The sequence below is a fragment of the Sphingomonas sp. genome (genome assembly GCF_048595155.1).
Classification (GTDB): Bacteria; Pseudomonadota; Alphaproteobacteria; order Sphingomonadales; family Sphingomonadaceae; genus Sphingomonas_I.
Map to the genome: position 1 here is coordinate 160,259 of NZ_JBMDXN010000101.1, position 15,542 is coordinate 175,800.

The 15,542-nt window shown below is 63.2% G+C and carries 20 protein-coding genes; 11 read left to right on the forward strand and 9 right to left on the reverse strand.

From position 1 onward, the window contains the following. Genes ACOJSI_RS15655 through ACOJSI_RS15665 form a run of 3 tightly spaced genes read right to left on the reverse strand, consistent with a single transcriptional unit; the run spans position 1 to position 2,447 of the window. Positions 1-1,011 (reverse strand): arginine N-succinyltransferase, encoded by a 1,011-nt coding sequence (locus ACOJSI_RS15655; RefSeq protein WP_420139224.1) that lies wholly within the window; start codon positions 1,009-1,011, stop codon positions 1-3. Then, entirely contained in the window at positions 1,011-1,961 is a 951-nt protein-coding gene (locus ACOJSI_RS15660) for a DUF481 domain-containing protein (RefSeq protein WP_420139225.1), read from the reverse strand. The genes ACOJSI_RS15655 and ACOJSI_RS15660 overlap by 1 nt, the downstream gene beginning before the upstream one ends. A gap of 6 nt (positions 1,962-1,967) precedes the next feature. After that, on the reverse strand, positions 1,968-2,447 hold the full coding sequence (locus ACOJSI_RS15665) for an RNA pyrophosphohydrolase (protein ID WP_420139226.1): 480 nt from the start codon (positions 2,445-2,447) through the stop codon (positions 1,968-1,970). Positions 2,448-2,535: 88 nt separating this feature from the next. Here ACOJSI_RS15665 and ACOJSI_RS15670 point away from each other — a divergent pair, with 88 nt between their 5' ends. Further along, entirely contained in the window at positions 2,536-2,955 is a 420-nt protein-coding gene (locus ACOJSI_RS15670; RefSeq protein WP_420139227.1) for a hypothetical protein, read from the forward strand. Here ACOJSI_RS15670 and ACOJSI_RS15675 read toward each other — a convergent pair. Both ACOJSI_RS15675 and purF read right to left on the reverse strand, forming a co-directional pair. Continuing rightward, positions 2,927-3,652 carry an SDR family NAD(P)-dependent oxidoreductase gene (locus ACOJSI_RS15675; RefSeq protein ID WP_420139228.1) on the reverse strand — a complete coding sequence of 242 codons (726 nt, stop codon included), beginning with the start codon at positions 3,650-3,652 and terminating at the stop codon, positions 2,927-2,929. The two genes, ACOJSI_RS15670 and ACOJSI_RS15675, sit on opposite strands and share 29 nt — an antisense overlap. A 59-nt stretch (positions 3,653-3,711) precedes the next feature. After that, the gene (purF, locus tag ACOJSI_RS15680) at positions 3,712-5,163 is read right to left on the reverse strand and encodes an amidophosphoribosyltransferase (RefSeq protein ID WP_420139298.1); all 1,452 of its coding nucleotides are present in this window, start codon (positions 5,161-5,163) and stop codon (positions 3,712-3,714) included. 115 nt (positions 5,164-5,278) lie between these two features. On the opposite strand from purF, the gene hisI reads away from it, so the two are divergent. The 7 genes from hisI (at position 5,279) to ACOJSI_RS15715 (ending at position 8,498) form a co-directional block, all read left to right on the forward strand. Then, the gene (gene hisI, locus ACOJSI_RS15685) at positions 5,279-5,641 is read left to right on the forward strand and encodes a phosphoribosyl-AMP cyclohydrolase (RefSeq protein ID WP_420139229.1); all 363 of its coding nucleotides are present in this window, start codon (positions 5,279-5,281) and stop codon (positions 5,639-5,641) included. Positions 5,642-5,710: 69 nt separating this feature from the next. Further along, positions 5,711-6,058 (forward strand): hypothetical protein, encoded by a 348-nt coding sequence (locus ACOJSI_RS15690; protein ID WP_420139230.1) that lies wholly within the window; start codon positions 5,711-5,713, stop codon positions 6,056-6,058. 63 nt (positions 6,059-6,121) lie between these two features. After that, positions 6,122-6,448, forward strand: coding sequence for a DUF1476 domain-containing protein (locus ACOJSI_RS15695; protein ID WP_420139231.1), 327 nt, complete (start codon positions 6,122-6,124; stop codon positions 6,446-6,448). Then, the gene (locus tag ACOJSI_RS15700; RefSeq protein WP_420139232.1) at positions 6,448-6,678 is read left to right on the forward strand and encodes a BolA/IbaG family iron-sulfur metabolism protein; all 231 of its coding nucleotides are present in this window, start codon (positions 6,448-6,450) and stop codon (positions 6,676-6,678) included. The genes ACOJSI_RS15695 and ACOJSI_RS15700 overlap by 1 nt, the downstream gene beginning before the upstream one ends. Positions 6,679-6,691: 13 nt before the next feature. Then, entirely contained in the window at positions 6,692-7,024 is a 333-nt protein-coding gene (gene grxD, locus ACOJSI_RS15705; RefSeq protein ID WP_420139233.1) for a Grx4 family monothiol glutaredoxin, read from the forward strand. Next, on the forward strand, positions 7,021-7,881 hold the full coding sequence (locus ACOJSI_RS15710) for an MBL fold metallo-hydrolase (protein WP_420139234.1): 861 nt from the start codon (positions 7,021-7,023) through the stop codon (positions 7,879-7,881). Before grxD ends, ACOJSI_RS15710 begins: the two co-directional genes overlap by 4 nt. Next, the gene (locus ACOJSI_RS15715) at positions 7,878-8,498 is read left to right on the forward strand and encodes a DUF4230 domain-containing protein (RefSeq protein ID WP_420139235.1); all 621 of its coding nucleotides are present in this window, start codon (positions 7,878-7,880) and stop codon (positions 8,496-8,498) included. The genes ACOJSI_RS15710 and ACOJSI_RS15715 overlap by 4 nt, the downstream gene beginning before the upstream one ends. Here the strand turns inward: ACOJSI_RS15715 and ACOJSI_RS15720 are convergent. The 3 genes from ACOJSI_RS15720 to ACOJSI_RS15730 are packed head-to-tail and all read right to left on the reverse strand — an operon-like array spanning position 8,495 to position 12,246. After that, positions 8,495-9,328: an SMP-30/gluconolactonase/LRE family protein gene (locus ACOJSI_RS15720; protein ID WP_420139236.1), complete on the reverse strand. Its 834-nt coding sequence runs from the start codon at positions 9,326-9,328 to the stop codon at positions 8,495-8,497. The two genes, ACOJSI_RS15715 and ACOJSI_RS15720, sit on opposite strands and share 4 nt — an antisense overlap. 54 nt (positions 9,329-9,382) lie before the next feature. After that, complete coding sequence (locus ACOJSI_RS15725; RefSeq protein ID WP_420139237.1) at positions 9,383-9,934, reverse strand: NADPH-dependent FMN reductase; 552 nt, start codon at positions 9,932-9,934, stop codon at positions 9,383-9,385. Further along, entirely contained in the window at positions 9,931-12,246 is a 2,316-nt protein-coding gene (locus tag ACOJSI_RS15730; RefSeq protein WP_420139238.1) for a TIM-barrel domain-containing protein, read from the reverse strand. Before ACOJSI_RS15730 ends, ACOJSI_RS15725 begins: the two co-directional genes overlap by 4 nt. Positions 12,247-12,341: 95 nt before the next feature. On the opposite strand from ACOJSI_RS15730, the gene nadA reads away from it, so the two are divergent. After that, positions 12,342-13,343, forward strand: a complete 1,002-nt coding sequence (gene nadA / locus ACOJSI_RS15735) for a quinolinate synthase NadA (protein ID WP_420139239.1) — start codon at positions 12,342-12,344, stop codon at positions 13,341-13,343. Between the two features lie 12 nt (positions 13,344-13,355). Here nadA and ACOJSI_RS15740 read toward each other — a convergent pair whose 3' ends face one another. Next, a complete protein-coding gene (locus tag ACOJSI_RS15740; protein WP_420139240.1) occupies positions 13,356-13,832 on the reverse strand; it encodes a hypothetical protein in 477 nt (158 codons plus the stop codon). A 183-nt stretch (positions 13,833-14,015) separates the two neighbouring features. On the opposite strand from ACOJSI_RS15740, the gene nadC reads away from it, so the two are divergent. Continuing rightward, the gene (gene nadC, locus ACOJSI_RS15745) at positions 14,016-14,861 is read left to right on the forward strand and encodes a carboxylating nicotinate-nucleotide diphosphorylase (protein ID WP_420139241.1); all 846 of its coding nucleotides are present in this window, start codon (positions 14,016-14,018) and stop codon (positions 14,859-14,861) included. 101 nt (positions 14,862-14,962) lie between these two features. After that, complete coding sequence (locus ACOJSI_RS15750) at positions 14,963-15,535, forward strand: ribonuclease T2 family protein (protein WP_420139242.1); 573 nt, start codon at positions 14,963-14,965, stop codon at positions 15,533-15,535. Positions 15,536-15,542 lie beyond the last annotated feature (7 nt).

A 15,542-nucleotide genomic window follows, 5' to 3' on the forward strand; every position in this document is an offset into this window, starting at 1 on the left:
TCAGCGCGCGGCGTGAAGAATGGTGTCGCCAATCTCGACACCCAACGCCGCTGCACTGGCCGGATCCACCCGCACCCCATCCACCAGCGACACTTCGCCCAGCGTCGCGCGGAACTGACTGAGCCGACCCGCGGATAGGATCGCCCGCTCGCCGCTTTCGGCATCGAGCCCGGTCAAGACGGCTTCGGCTGCCGTGCGCACCGTGCGCACGCGATCGGTGGGTGCCGTCATCGTCGGGCCGCCGTCAAAAATGTCGATATAGCCTTCGGCCGTAAAGCCTTCGTCCTCCAACATCCGCATCGCGGCGCGGCCGGTGGGATGGGGCACGCCGATCACTGCACGTGCGGCCTCGGTCAGCATGGCCAGATAGATCGGGTGCTTGGGCATCAGATCGGCAATGAATTGGTTGCCGCGTACCGCATTAAAGGCATCGGCCTCGCGAAAGGTCATACCGAAGAAGCGGCCGGCAAGGCCATCCCAAAAAGGCGCGTTGCCGGCTTCGTCGATCACGCCGCGCAATTCGGCTAAAAGCCGATCGCTGAAGCGTGCGCGATGGCGGCGGATGAACAGATAGCGGCTGCGAGCGAGCAGCATGCCGAGCCCGCCGGCGCGATAGCGGGGATGCAGGAACAGACCGCCGACTTCGGAAGAACCTTCCAGATCGGTGACCAGCGTCAGCATATCCGCCCGAAAGGTCCGGCCCAATTCAATCGACTGCTGCGAAACGGCGCCCAATCGATACGAATAGAAAGGCTGGCTTTCGCCGACACGGGCCATGATCTGCGCGGTGCCGGCGACCCGGCCCGTTTCCAGATCTTCCATCATCAGCACATAAAGATGGTCGCCTGGCACATCCTTGTCATGATCGATCGCCTCGTCGGAGCGGGCGAGCTTCGCCGCCAAGGCGTCGCGATCGGCCGGCAGATTGGTAAATCCACCCCCGGTCAGCTTGGCCATTTCATAGAGCGCATCGATATCTTTCGTGCGCGCAATGCGAACCACCGCCGACATTAGAATGAATAGACCAAGGTGGCGCGGCCGATCGTATCGAGCGAATTGCGGGTGCCCAGATTATCCTGCTCATACTGGACGTTATAGGACAGGCGCGCCTTGAGGCGGCCGATCAGGCGGGTGTCGATCGCGGTCGTCGACATGGCCGTCGTGTCACCCGACTCCAAGAATACCGAAGCGTCCTGGCTGAAGCTGAGCGTCGGGCTGATCGCGAAGCGCGCTGCCAGCGACGCGCGTGCAGCCAAAGTCGTCCGTGCTTCCTGGCCGATAAAGTCGGTTTCACGAACCGCAGGACCGCCTTCCAAATTCAACGTGCCTGCAGCACTCTTATAGGCAGTAATACCAAGGCCCGCGCCGACCGTCTCGCGATTGGCATAGCCGAGCGAGCGATCGCGCTCATATTGAACCAGCCCATAGGAATAGAGGTCGTCATTCCATTTATAATTGGGTTGGTAGGCAAACAGCATACGATCGGTGGTCGTTTCGCCGTCGGTCCGCTGATAGTCGATGCGTCCGGCGAAGGTCTGACGCCAGCGCAGGCCATCGCGGCTTAGTTTGGCGGACGCGTACAAGCCGAAAACGCGCGAGCTGCCGGTCGAGCGGCTGGCGCCGGCCTCCAGCTCACCCTTCCAGATTTCGAAGAAGGTTGCCGCGGCGATACGCGCCTGTTCGGCCAGCTGTTCTTCCTTGCGGGATGACGCAAGGACCGCCGCATTGCCGGCCGACAGCCGATCTATCTCTGCAATGTCGTCCGGAAAGGTGGCCTTGGCGACGCCGACGACTGCCTTGATCGTCGCATCGTCACCCGTCTTGTAGGCCGCGGCAAGCATGGCCGCGATCGTGTCCGCGGGGGCGATTGGCCGCGCTGCCAGACCGGCTGTCGCATCCGCCAAAGCGGGCGAGCCGATGGTGACAAAAGGGATCAGCAAGGCGTGATGACGGCGTAACATGGATCCTCATGAAAGCCTGGTCAGGAAGGGGGTGAATTCGGCGAGGACGTCGCGATACAGTTGTTTCTTGAACGGGACGATCATGTCGGGCAGGTCCCGCGGGTTCGCCCATTTCCATGCACGAAATTCAGGATGACGCGTCTCCAGCGTGATATCCTGATCCCGTCCCGTAAAACGCAGCAGGAACCAGGTTTGGCGCTGACCGCGGTAGCGCCCCTTCCACAATTTGCCGACCAGCTCCGGCGGAAGATCATAATCAAACTCGCGCGATGAACGGGCGATGACCTCCACCATGTCCCGGCCGATCCCGGTTTCCTCTTCGAGTTCGCGTAGCGCGCCCTGTTCGGCATCTTCGCCGGGGTCCAGCCCACCTTGCGGCATTTGCCAGGCCTCAGCGACATTATCGATTCGCAGCCCAACCCACACCTTATCTTCCGGATTCAAAAGCATGATGCCGGCCGCGGGTCGGTAGGGAAGGGTGCTCATATATCCCGCTTGGTTCAGATCGGCAGAGGGATCAAGATTGTGTTCAGCCCTGGAGGCCCATTAAGCCCGCGATATGCTGGAGCTCCCTATGATGAAACGCATCGTCCGTCCCGCTTTGCTGCTGTGCTGCGCCGTGGCGCCAGCCTTCGCCGTGGCCGCACAAGCGCCCACACCGACGCGATTTCCCGGCGTATCCGAGGCCGGCAACGCCGCTTTAGCCAAGGCGCAGACCGCCCCCGACCCGCAACGGCAGGCCCTTATCAAGCAGGTGCGTGCCGCGCATGAGCAACTGACCAGTACGATCATGGCGCCTGCGATCGACGTTGAAAAAGTCGCGGCCGCGTTGAGGCAGGAAGATGCCGCGCAGGCGCAGCTACGCACGTATAACAATGATCGGTTGATCAACGTGGTGAAACAGTTGCCCGAGGAAGATCGAGGAACTTTCCTGCGGACCCTGCTGCTGTCGCGGCGGTCCGGCGCTACGCCGAGCCCGGCTCCCCAACCCTGAGGCGGTGACCGGACGGAAAGTCCGACGCGAGCAGATCCGCAATCGCGTTGCCGACGACATCCGGCTGCTTCAGCGTCGCGGGATCCTCACCGGGGAAGGCGTCGGTCCGCATTGCCGTTGCCGTCGCGCCGGGATCGACGATGGCCACGCGCATGTCGCCCAGGCCGGCCATCTCATCGCCATAGGCAAGGGTGAGCGTTTCCAGTGCGGCCTTCGATGCGCCATAGCCGCCCCAATAAGCGCGGGGGTGGGCGCCGACGCTGGACGTCACGGCCACCAAGCGGGGGCCGCGGCTCTGCCGCATCCATGGATCGAAGGCTGCGATCAGCGCCTGGTTGGCGCCGACGTTAAGCGTGAGCAGGCGGGAAAATTCCGTAGCGTCGATCGAAGGAACGGGTGTGAGCGTCCCGAGGATGGCAGCGTTCAGCACCAGCAGGTCCAGCCGTCCCCAGCGCTGACCGACCGCCTCCGCAAGGCGCCCGATCGAATCGCCGTCGGCGAGATCGAGCGGCGCGATCGTCGCAGTGCCACCGGCGGAATGAATGGCATCCTCGGTCGCTTCCAGTCCGCCGACCGTTCGCGCAACCAGAATGACGTGCGCGCCTTTGGCCGCGAGCGCGCGCGCGGTGGCGGCGCCGATGCCGCGGCTGGCACCGGTGACGAGAGCGATATGATCGGAAAGAGGAAGGTCGGTCATGCAGGCGCCTTACCGGATCGCCCGTTTGAGAAAAGCCTTCTCAGCCTGTCCGCCCGATCTTAGGCGGGAACCGGCTCCAACATGGCCAATTGATCGGCAACATCTTCATGATCGGTCAGCGGGGTCGGATATTCGCCGGTGAAGCAGGCGTCGCAGCGGCTGGGCCGGCCGGGTGTGCGGCCTTGTTCGCCCAAGGCGCGGTACAGGCCATCGACCGATACGAACGCCAGGCTATCGGCATCGATGAACTTCGCCATCTCTTCCACCGTCATGCGGGCCGCCAGCAGCTTGGCCCGCTCGGGCGTGTCGACGCCATAGAAGCAGCTGTGCCGCGTCGGCGGGGAGGCGATGCGCATATGCACTTCGCTCGCGCCGGCATCGCGCATCATCTGCACGATCTTCATGCTGGTGGTGCCGCGCACGATCGAATCGTCGACCAACACGATCCGCTTGCCTTCCAGCAAGGCACGATTGGCATTGTGCTTCAGCTTCACGCCCAGGTGGCGAATATTGTCGGCCGGCTGGATGAAGGTGCGGCCGACATAATGGGATCGGATGATTCCCAGTTCGAACGGAATACCAGATTCCTGCGCATAACCGATCGCGGCGGGGACGCCGGAATCAGGCACGGGGATGATGAAGTCCGCATCGACCGGCATCTCACGCGCCAGCTCGGCGCCGATCGCCTTACGCACAGAATAGACCGACTGCCCGTCGACGACGGAGTCGGGACGCGAGAAATAGACATGTTCGAACACGCAGGGACGGGGCGCGACCTTGGCAAAGGGGCGGATCGAACGGACCAACGTATCCGACACGATCACGATCTCACCTGGCTCGATCTCGCGCACGAATTCGGCGCCGCACACGTCGAGCGCAACAGTCTCCGACGCGAAGATGGTCGAATCGCCGAGCTTGCCCATGACCAGCGGCCGGATGCCGAGCGGATCGCGGCAAGCGATCATGCCTTCGCGCGTCATGCAGATCAGTGAATAGGCGCCTTCGATTCGGCGCAGCGCATCGATGAAGCGATCGATCAGCGTGGGATAGGTGGAGGTAGCGACGAGATGGATGATAGTCTCGGTATCGCTGGTAGACTGGAAGATCGAACCGCGCCGGACGAGTTCATTGCGCAGGTGAACCGCGTTGGAAAGGTTGCCGTTATGCGCGATCGCGAAGCCGCCGCCGGCCAATTCGGCAAATAGCGGCTGCACGTTGCGCAATGCGGTCTCACCCGTCGTCGAATAGCGGACGTGCCCGCAGGCGACACGCCCGGGCAGCGCGCGGATCGTGTCGTCTCGATCGAAATTGCCCGCGACATGCCCCATGGCGCGGTGGCTGTGGAACAGGTGACCGTCCCAGCTGGTGATGCCAGCCGCCTCCTGGCCGCGATGCTGAAGCGCATGCAAACCGAGCGCGACAACTGCCGCCGCGGATTCCGCGTCATAAACGCCAAAGACGCCGCACTCTTCGCGCAGCTTGTCGTCATCGAAAGGATTGGTGGTGAGCATCTCAGCCCTATTGCCGCCGTCGCGGCTCATATAGGAGCGCTAAATCGGAATGTCGCCCCCATTACAGGTTCGTGACGTTTTTTTCGGATTCAATCCGGTCCGCAAGAGGGACGAAATGGCTGAAGATATCGAACAAGGCAGCCTGTTGGCGCCGCGCTGGGATGCCGCCGGATTGATCACCGCGGTGCTGACCGACCGCCGCAGCGGAGACGTGCTGATGGTGGCCCATATGAACAAGGAGGCGCTCCGGCGCACGATCGACAGCGGCGAAGCCTGGTTCTGGTCCCGATCCCGCCAAGCCATGTGGAAGAAGGGCGAAACATCCGGCCATGTAATGCGGGTCACGGACATCCGCATCGATTGCGACCAGGATTCGGTCTGGCTCAAGGTCGATCCCGCCGGCCCTGCATGCCATACCGGCGAGCGCAGCTGCTATTATCGCCGCATCGAAGGAGACGCGCTGATCCGCGACGATTGAACGGCGGCACAAAAAGGCCGCAATCCGATGAGACGAAGCGGTCTTGCTCCTGCGGAGTGATGGATCGCGATGCTGGTCTATGTTCTCGCCGTCATGATCGATCCCCCGTCAGCCGCGCCGGCGGACGCACCCGCATCGCCGCATATCTATCTTCATCCGCCGACCGATGGCTGCGACAGCCGTGCGCGTGAAGATGAAGTGGTCGTGTGCGGCAATCAGGATCGCGATGAGACATTTCGGCTGCGTCCCGCAGACGACGACCGATATGGCCAAAAGCCTGTCCGCGCCGAGGCGAAGATCGGGAATGCCACGGTAGCCCTTAAGGCGGACGGAAAGAAGGTCGGTGACGCAGAGGACGATGTCTATTTCCGCCGGCGCTACACCGACATGCGCCTGCGGCTGATGCTGCCCTTTTAAGGGCTCGGTTGCGCGGTTCCTCAGCCGCCCCTATCTTCTCCCTGAACAAGGGAGCCTGCTGGAATGAGCACATTTGATGACCGGGAACGCGCGTTCGAGACGAAGTTCGCGCGCGACGAGGAGATGGCGTTCCGCGTCACCGCCCGCCGCAACCGGCTGGTCGGCACCTGGGCGGCGGGGCTGATGGGCCTGACGCCGGAAGAGACCGACGCTTATGCCAAGGCGGTGGTGCAGGCGGATTTTGAGGAAGCGGGCGACGAGGATGTCGTGCGCAAGCTGGTCGGCGACCTGCTGTCCGCCAATGTGGAAACGGACGAAAGCCGCGTGCGCACCGCGCTTCACGAAGCGACGATCGAGGCGCGCCGCCAGCTGATGGGTGTCGAAAACTGATGCCGATGGCGGCGGACGAGATTGAAGCCATGATCCGCGCGGCGATCCCCGACGCGCAGGTCGAAATCACCGATCTTGCCGGCGATGGCGATCATTATGCCGCGCGCGTCGTATCGGAAAGCTTCCGGGGGCAAACGCGGGTCGCGCAGCAGCGGCGCGTCTATGAAGCCCTAGGCGGCAATATGGGGGGCGTGCTGCACGCCCTTCAGCTTACTACTGCAACACCCTGATAGAGTATTGGTTATGACCGAAGACGCACGCTCCCGCATCGATACCGCCGTGAAGGGCAATGATGTTGTCCTGTTCATGAAGGGCACAGCGCTGTTTCCGCAATGTGGCTTTTCCAGCCGCGCCGTTGCGATCCTGGAGCATCTGGGGGTCGCTTATACGACCGTTGATGTGCTGCAAGATCAGGGCATCCGACAGGGCATCAAGGAATATTCGGATTGGCCGACCATACCGCAGCTCTACGTGAAGGGTGAGTTTATCGGCGGATCGGACATCATGATGGAGATGTACGAGAGCGGCGAACTGGGCCAGCTGATGCAGGAGCAGGGCGTCTCCGCCGCACAGTGACCGCGCGCGACCTGACCGCCGTGCCGGTCACGCTGGAGCCGTTGGTGCGCCGTCTACTGGCGCCGAACCCTTCGGCTTTCACGCATACCGGCACCGAAACCTATCTCGTTGGGCGGGGCGAGGTGGCCGTGATCGATCCCGGCCCCGATCTGCCCGATCATGTCGATGCCATCCTGGCAGCGACGGCGGGCGAGCGGATCACGGCGATCCTGTGCACGCATACCCACCGCGATCACAGCCCCGCCAGCCGTCCGCTGCAGGCACGAACCGGCGCCCCGATCATCGGCTGCGCGCCGCTGACGATGGACGATGACGGGCCTCGCGCCGACGCGGCGTTCGACGCCGACTATCGTCCGGATCGCGTGTTGCAGGATGGCGAGACGGTGTGCGGCCCCGGCTGGACGCTGGAAGCGGTGGCGACGCCGGGCCACACCTCTAACCATCTGTGCCTGGCATTGCAGGAGAGCGGTGCCCTTTTCTCGGGTGACCACATCATGGGCTGGTCGACCACGGTTGTATCGCCGCCTGACGGCGACATGGCCGCTTATATGGCGAGCCTCGACAAACTCGTCGGACGCACCGATCGCATCTATTATCCGGCCCATGGCGATCCCGTGCGCGAACCGCAGCGTTTCGTGCGGGCCGTCGCAGCGCACCGGCGCCAGCGCGAACGCCAGATACTCGATCTGCTGGAACAGGAATCGCTGCCGATTCCCGTAATGGTGCAGAGCATGTATCGCGGCATTGACCCCCGCTTGCACGGCGCCGCCGGGCGCAGCGTTCTCGCCCATCTGATCGATCTGGAAGCGCGCGATCGCGTATGGCGCGACGGCGACTTGTGGGCGATCGCCGCATGATCCGGCCGGTCGCCAAATTCCTCGGCGCGCTGCTACTGGTGGTGGTGATCGCGGCCGGGATCATCTTCGCGCTGGGTTGGAAGCTTCGCAAGGAGCTCAACCCCGATCCGGTGACGGTGGCCGCGGCCAGCCTGCAGGCGGTGCGCGAACAGGCGGTGCTGGTGCCGTTTGCCGCGCGGTTCGTGGCGGTGGTGACGTCGGAGCAGCATCGGTTCGGCTTCTCGGCCAAGCAGACGCTGATCATGCCGGGCATGGTGCGGTACGAGCTGGACCTGTCCGCGCTGCAGCAGCGTGACCTGCGTTGGGATGCGGCGACGCGGACATTGGCGGTGACCTTGCCGCCGCTGTCCGTATCGGCGCCGGAGGTCGATCTGCGCCATGTTCAAAGTTATGGCGAGGGCGGGGTGCTGATGGCGCTGACGGCTATCGAGACCCGGTTGGATGCCGCCAACAAGGCGGCCGGCCAGGCGGAACTGGTGCGACAGGCGCGCGATGCCTTGCCGATGAAGCTCGCGCGCGATGCGGCTCGTAATGCGATCCAGCGCAGCTTCGCCATGCCGCTGAAGGCCGCCGGGATCGATGCGACCGTCGTCGCGAAGTTCCAGGGCGAAGCCTAGCGCGGCGGCAAGTCGACCAAGGTCAGCGATGCCGCGCGGATCTGCGGCACGATCAGCCGGTTGCGCTTGCTGTCATAGCCGATGGCGGCGGGCACCTCGATATCCTTGGCAACCACAGTGATGGGGCCCATGCCGGGGCCGACATGATAGACGACGTGGCCGTCCTGGCTGGAGACGAACAGGCTGCCGTCCTTTAGTGCGACGATGCCGTCGATCCGGCCGGTGGGCAATGTGCGTTCGCGCAAGACTTTTCCGGCGGCGTTGCGGAACACCAGGTTCACCCCGCGGCCGCCGTGAACGATCGTACCGTCGGGCAGCAGGGCAATGCCGTTCGGCTTCTCCAGCGCGTCGTTGCGGGCTGCCCATTGTACAACCTTCCCGCGGCGCGAGATGCGATAGATCGCGCCCGGCTGATCACCCTTGCCTGAGTCGGTCACATAGATCGTGCCGTCCTTGGCAACGGTCAGATCGTTGAGGCGCAGCGCACCGGGCACGACGACGCTGGAGGCGGGCGCGCCCGTGCGGCGATCATAGATGCGGACCGCATCAACATCCGCCACATAGATGCGTTCGCCTTCGATGAAGAGACCGAAGGGATCGGCGAGCCGGCTCGCGCTGCCGTCGATCCAGTGCAGTGTCTCGACAGTGCCGTCGGGCGTGACGACGGAGAGAAAACCGGGGTTGGGCCCATTGATGTTGGAGACGATGTAACGATCTGCCGCGGCATCGTAGCGCGCGCATTCCGAGCCGACCAAGCCGATATCGGCGAGGGTAAGGGGCGGAGCCTGTGCAACGGCCGCGACGGCGCCGAACAAGATAGCGATTATCAAGCAGACCCGCATCATTTCCCCCAACTCGATGTCAGCGCGGTCGTCGCGCAGGATTTACGTCCGCTGGATATGCGCCACGAATCCGGCCAGATATTTGCGTAGCCGTGCCCGGGTTGCCCCGTCAGCAAGATCGCCCGATCCATCGAAAAGCGCGGACGCGTCCGAAACGACGAGCCGGCCGCCACTCCAATGATCGGCTTCCAGCGTACGCAGCACCGGTAGCCAGGCGGTCTGTGCCGACAAGGTGCCGAAGCGACCTGGTGAGGTGCCGATCACGCCAACCGCCTTCCCGCCGAATATACGCGCAATATCGCTCGACGGCCGGCTCAACCAGTCGATTACGTTCTTGAACACGCCGGGTATGCCATTGTTATATTCGGGCGTGACGAGAAGCAGGCCGTCAGCGGCGGCGACCTGATCCTTCAAGCGAATAACCGCCGCGGGTATCCCTTCGGCCTCCACGTCGCCATTGTAGAGCGGCACGTCCGCGATCGACCCGATGTCTAGGCGGGCACCGTCCGGCATCTCCTCGACGGCCGCACGGAGGAGTCCGCTGTTGAAGCTGTGATGCCGCAGGCTTCCCGACAATCCAACAAGAATTGTCATTGCGCGCGGATCACCTTCACCAATGCCGCCGGTGACTGTCCGCTCGGCAGCGCGCCACTCGCCGAAAGCCGGGCGGTGGCTTCGTCCCAACGCAGGGTCGCGGTCTTGCCGCCATCCTTCTGATACTGGTTGGTCACGCCGTCATCGTCATACAGGGCGAAGCTTGTATCGCGTCCCGGGAAGACCCGGATTTCCGACAGCGGCTGACGCGTCGCCGTGTTCTGGATGGGCGCGCCGAGCGGCACGATCGATCCGGCGCGCACGAACAGCGGCATCCGTTCGATCGGCGCGGCAGCGTCGATCCACTGGCCGCCTGTAATCTTGCGGTTGGTCCACCAGTCGTACCAGTCGCTCCCTGCGGGCAGATAGACCTTGCGCGTCGTGGCGCCCTGATCAGTCACAGGCGCGACCAGGAAAGCGGGGCCGAACATATATTGATCGCCTACGGTCGCGGCGACCGGGTCCTTGGGGAAGTCCATGAACAAGGCGCGCATGAACGGCGCACCCGTCTGATAGGTGTCATGACCCAGAGCATAGAGATAGGGCATCAGCTGGTAGCGTAGCCGCAGATAATCGGCGAGGATCGGTTCGGCTGCTTTGCCATATTCCCAGATTGCCGCCGCCGGGCGCTGGCCGTGGATGCGCAACGTCGGCGTGAACGTGTTGAGCTGGAACCAGCGGACGAACAATTCCGGATAGTCGGTATAGGATGGGGCCATCGCGGTGGCGCCGGCCGGATCGACCAGCACGGGACGTTGCGCCTTGGGGCCGTTCGGCCACTGCCAGCCGCCCGTGTCGCTGCTCGTATAAGCGATGCCGCTCGCCGCCATGCCGAGGTTTGCCGGAACTTGGCGCTTGAGCGCTTCCCAGGTGGACTGGACGTCGGACGTCCAGAAAATCGCACCATTGGCCTGGGTACCCAGATAGGCCGCGCGGGCGAGGATCAGGTTGCGGAATTGCGGACGATCGCGTGCAGAGCCTTCGGCGACGCCGCCCGTATGCAACAGCGGGAACAGGTTATGATAACGGTCGCCTGTCCCGATCGAATAGAAATAGCCGTCAGGCACAAGATCGGGTTCCGTTTCGTCAAGCCAGAACCAGTCGAACCCCTGGCTTGCGATATTGTCCCGTATCTTGGTCCAGAACCAGGCGCGGGCGTCTGGATTAGTGCTGTCGATCAACGCGCCGGCTCGATCCGTGCGTACCGCAAGGCCATCGACCGGCTTGCCGTCCTTGTCCTTCAGGAACCAGCCCTTGGATGCGAGCAGATCGAAATAGCGGCTTTCCTTCTCGAAGCGCGGCCAGACCGAAATGATGCTGTGCATGCCCCAATCGTGCAGCTGGCGGTTCATCGCGCCGGGATCGGGGAAGTAGGTGCGGTCGATGTCGAGCTGGCCCATGCGCGTCCAGTAGAACCAGTCGAGCACCATCACGTCGAGCGGATAGCCGCGGTCGCGATAGCCCTTAGCAATGCCGAGCAGCTCATTCTGGGTCTCGTAGCGCGCCTTGGACTGGATGAGCCCGAATGCGGCCTTTGGGGGCAGCGGCGTGACGCCGGTCAGCAGACGATAGCCCTTGTAGAGATCGTCGCTGTCGGCGCCGGTGATGACGAAGAAGGAAACGCGCTCGCCAACATTCGACTGGAAATGCGTGGCATTGTTCATCCCCACCGACACGGTCGTGGTCGAGGGATTGTCCCAGACGATCATGTAATTGTTGGAGCTGACCAGGACCGGCACGCAAACCTGCTCGCCGGCAGGCGCGTCGTAATAATGGCGGCAATCGATCGTGCGACCCTTCAGGTCGAGCGTGCCCTCCTGATTTTGCCCCAGGCCATAAAAATGCTCGTCCGGCGTGATGGAAAAGCTAGCGCCCACCTTGAAGGTCCGTTCGCCCGCAACCTCATGCGGGACCATGTCCCACCCCTTCATGGTAACGATCGGCTGCCCGTCGGCGCGCTTCACGGTCAGGGAGACAGGCGGAAGCGACGGCGCGAAATAGCGCTCCATCTGCGTTGGGGCCTTCGGCCAAGGCTGCGCATCGATGGTGAGGTTGATTGCGCCCGAGGTGAAGACATCGCCGGCCACACCATTATTATGCGCCCAACCGCTGGCGTTGCTCTTCGCGGTCACACCATAACCGGGGGCGGCATCCGCAAGATCATGATCCCGCGCGATGGTCACGCGCACGATGTTGGGCGCATAGGGCTCGACCGAGACGATGCTGCCGTTGCGATCGATCGTCGCCAGCGGCGCTGCCGATGCACCGCTTGCGAGCAGGATTGCCACCGCGCCCGCCAAAATCCGTGCCATATGCATCTATCTCCCTGTTTCCCTGCCCCTAACAGCAGGAAGCGGTTATGATCCACCCGTTCGACAAACGGGCCGGCACTTCTTATTTGGGGCGCATGAACGCTCCTACCCAAAGCCTCGCCGGTCTGGACTTGCGCGCCGAGATCAATCGGCTCCGTCAGGAAAAGAATGCCGTCATTCTGGCGCATTATTACCAGGTGCCGGAAATTCAGGATCTGGCCGACTTCGTTGGCGACAGCCTGGATCTGTCGAAGAAGGCAGCAGAGACGAGCGCGGACGTGATCGCCTTTTGCGGCGTTCGCTTCATGGCGGAGGTCGCCAAGATCTTGTCACCCGACAAGACTGTGGTGCTTCCAGACATGGCGGCGGGGTGCAGCCTGGAGGATTCGTGTCCGCCGGAGCAGTTCGCACGTTTCCGGGCGGCCCATCCCGATCATATTGCGCTGACCTACATCAACTGCTCGGCCGCCGTTAAGGCACACTCCGACATCATCGTGACATCCTCATCGGCCGAGAAGATCCTGTCGCAGCTGCCGATGGATCAGAAGATCATCTTCGCGCCGGACAAGAATCTGGGCGCCTATTTCAACCGCAAGACGGGGCGCGACATGTTGCTGTGGCCGGGCGCCTGCATCGTCCATGAGGCCTTCAGCGAGACCGAATTGCTTAAGCTGAAGGTGCAGTATCCGGACGCGCCGGTCGCGGCGCATCCGGAATGCCCGGCCTACATCCTCGATCATGCGGATTTGGTCGGATCGACCCGCGCGATCCTAGAATTCGCTTTGGCGTCGCCTGCGCAGACGATCATCGTCGCCACCGAGCCGCATATCATCCATCAAATGGAGAAGGCGGCCCCGCACAAGACGTTTATCGGCGCGCCCGGGGCGGACGGCAATTGCAACTGCAATATGTGCCCGTACATGGCGATGAACTCGATCGAGAAGCTGTACCTGGCGCTACGCGATCTCAATCCGCGGATCGAGATGGACGAAGAAACGCGTTTGGCCGCGAAGCGGCCGCTCGATCGCATGCTGGAAATGGCTAGCGCCACTGGCGGGCAGGGGGATCTCGGGCATAAGCGACCGTCCGGCGACTGAAGCGCTGACCGATCAGGACCTCCGCATGGCGCGTAGCGCGATTGCGGCGCCGCCGATCAGGCCACAGGACATGCAGAAAAGATGCAGGCCGTCGACGGAGATAATGCCCTGCAGGCTGTTGCCCGGGGCAAAGGGCCATAGCGGGTTCATGTCTGAATGCATGATCGCGTCCAGAAGAATGTGCGAGTAAGTCCCTACAAGGGCGCTGATCGTCGCGACAGTCCAGGTAAGCGGTGGGGCGTTCGTGAGATGTCGCATCAACCAGCGGATGATCGGTACCGCAAGCAGGATCGAGACGCCCGCAATGGCCAACGCGCCGGCAATGGTATGACTGGTGCCGTGCAGCACCCTGTCACCGCGCAGGATATGGACGAGCGGCTCCACGTCCATCAGGATCTGCGTGCCTCCGAACATCAGGAAGCTGAAGCGATCGCGGCCGATCGCCTTAAAGACGGCGCCCGGACCGAGGTGGAATGGGGTGAACGGCATGGATCAGGCGGTCCGCGGTTCACGGGGCGGCGGCGCCACGACGGATGCAGAGACGATTGTATCGGACAAGCCGTGCTCAGGCGTGAAGATGGTCAAATGCCTCTCGCTGCTTCATCGGGTTGCACGCATGCCCTGCTACTGTCGAATCGACAGGCTTACCACCGGCCGGATCTGGGAGACGTGATGACATTCGAACTGGACGGCTTCGATGCCGGTGCCTTTGTCGTTTCGACGTTGGCGGAAGACGTGGGGGAGGGGGGAGACATCACCTCACGCGCCGTCATTCCGGCCGATGCGCGCTTCGATGGCACGATGGTCAGTCGCGACGCCATCGTTCCAGCCGGCCTAGCACTGGCTGCCGAATTCTTTCGCCATCTCGATCCCACCGCCGACATCGTCTTGCTGGTGGAGGACGGCGCGGCGGTGCCCGCCGGAACGGAATTGCTCCGAGTCTCCGGCCGCGCGCGTGCGCTCCTGACGGCCGAGCGATCCGCCTTGAACACGGCACAGCATCTTTCAGGCATAGCGACGCTCACGCGCACCTATGTCGATGCAATTGCTGGAACCGGCGCGACCCTGCTGGACACACGCAAGACCATCCCCGGCCTGCGCCGTCTGGAAAAATACGCGACGCGTATGGGCGGCGCACGCAATCACCGCATGGGATTGTGGGATTCCGCCATGATCAAAGACAATCATGTCGCCGTGGCTGGCGGTATCGCACCGGCAGTGGGTCGCGCGGTTGAGGCGGGCATCAAGCAAATCATCGTCGAGGTCGACCATATCGATCAGATCGCACCCGCGATTGATGCCGGAGCGACTTGGCTCTTGTTGGATAATATGGTGCCGGCAACGCTGCGCGAAGCGGTGCAGATGATCGGAGGACGGGTCCCCAGCGAAGCGTCGGGCGGAGTTCGGTTGGACACGATCCGGGCGATCGCGGAAACCGGCGTGACCTATATTTCGGTCGGGCGTCTCACCCAATCGGCGCCTGCAGCAGACATCGGTTTGGACCTGGTGGAATCATGATTGCGTGGCTCGCCTTACTCGCTCTTCAAGCAGCAGCACCGGCTTGGGACGCGGCTGCCGTTCCGCATGCTGAAGGCCCGAGCGCCGAACAGTCGAGGCGCATGGAGCCGATCGGCGGATACACGCTGGCACTGATCTGGGCGCCCGAGCATTGCGCGCGCCCGGTGCCGGGTGCGGAAAGCTTCCAGTGCGGACCGATCGGAAGGGGCGGGTTCGTCCTGCACGGCCTGTGGCCGGACGGGCAGGGCAAGAGCTGGCCGCAATGGTGCACGGATGCGGCGATCCTCCCGCCAGGGATCATCACCACCTATCATGCCGCGACCCCGTCAGCTCAGTTGATGCAGCATGAATGGGCCAAACATGGCACCTGCATGGGCATCACGCCTAAAGCCTATTTCAAGCGATCCAGCCGCTTATTCTATCGGATCCGCTTTCCGGACATGGTGACGCTTGCCGGGCAAACCATGGATGCGGGCAGCTTCACCCGCGCTTTCGCCGCCGCGAATCCCGGTATGACATCGGATATGGTTACCTTGAATCTGGATCGAGACGGCTGGCTACGCGAAGTCTGGCTATGCCTTGATACGAAGTTCCGGCGGGAGCGTTGCCGCACGCCCACGCGCGGAAACCGTATCGTGCGGATCCGCCTGCCAGGCGCGGCCGCCGCCGCGTAGTGATCGT